1 protein-coding gene is annotated in these 1,113 nt (G+C 42.0%); it reads right to left on the bottom strand.

What is annotated here, in order from left to right:
• Positions 1–19 precede the first annotated feature (19 nt).
• Positions 20–986 (bottom strand): IS630 family transposase gene (locus HUS62_RS22315; protein ID WP_404936082.1). Its coding sequence is split into 2 segments (ribosomal slippage): positions 20–586 and positions 588–986, totalling 966 coding nucleotides; the frame shifts between segments, so codons are not numbered across the junction.
• Positions 987–1,113 lie beyond the last annotated feature (127 nt).

The raw sequence follows: 1,113 nt of genomic DNA, 5'->3' as shown, positions 1-1,113 counted from the left end.
ATACCATTCCGCATAAAGATTAAATCAATTTAATCCATTCCCGATTGCACATTTTCTTCACTCGATCCGGGATTGAAATAAAGTGATTCCATGCCTTTGAAACTTCATCTACAATTTCGTCATAGCCCGAAAACACTCTATTGGATAAACAATGTTGTCGTATCCAGCTCCATACTTGCTCTATTGGATTTAGCTCTGGTGAATAAGGTGGGAGCTTTATCAGGGTTAGGTTTTTAAATTCTGCAGCTGTATCGTATGTATGCCAGCCTGCGCCATCTATTATCACGACAGCATGCCTTCCAGCAGGTGTCGCGTGTGATATCTGACGCATGTGCTGCGTCATTGCTTCTTTATTTACAAATGGGCTTACTAACGCTTCTGTCTGGCCTGTGGCTGGACATACCGCGCCAAATAAATATCCATAGTCAAATTGCTGTTGTTTTACAATCCGTGGCCGAGTGCCTGTTTCAGCCCAAATGCGCGTAGTCGGATTTTGCTGGCCAAATCGTGCTTCATCCTGAAACCATACGTCGATCCGATCAAGAGGAAGGTGTCCTGGTGTGTGAAGGATCGTTTCCAGTTGGAAGTTTTTTAAAAGCGTCTTGGCTCTGTAATGATTGTTTTGGGTGTTTAGAGCGGCTTGTGATCCAACTAAAGCCAAGTTGCTTTAGAATTTTATAGACATGATTTAAGTGGTAATGAACACCAAATTCAGTGTGAATGTAATGCACAATGTCTTCGCCGGTAAGACGGCCACCACGAAGTTCTGTGTTCGTGCGCTTTATAAATTCAGACAGTTGTTCAAGTTGCTGGGGTTGCAGCCTTGATGGACGTCCTTGAATAGGCTTATTGTCTAAACCATCCAGTCCATGCTCTAGGTAACTAGAAACCCATTTATTCACACTACTTCTTGCTGTGTTTAGACGTTTTGCAATATCGGTTCGGCTATTACCATCATAAAATAAAGACACTGCGAGCAATCGCATGCGTTTTCGTGCATTTGGTTCTTTTCGAGAAAGCGCCAAAAGTTGTTCAGATATGTTTGGGTTCAATGCTAATCACCAGTGATTTTATATAGCCTATATTAGATCAGATATTTAAGCGGAATGGTAT

It is taken from the genome of Pseudoalteromonas sp. 0303 (assembly GCF_013349995.1).
GTDB lineage: Bacteria > Pseudomonadota > Gammaproteobacteria > Enterobacterales > Alteromonadaceae > Pseudoalteromonas.
The sequence above is the reverse complement of the archived record's forward strand: the minus strand, read 5'-3'. Positions and strand labels throughout refer to the sequence as shown.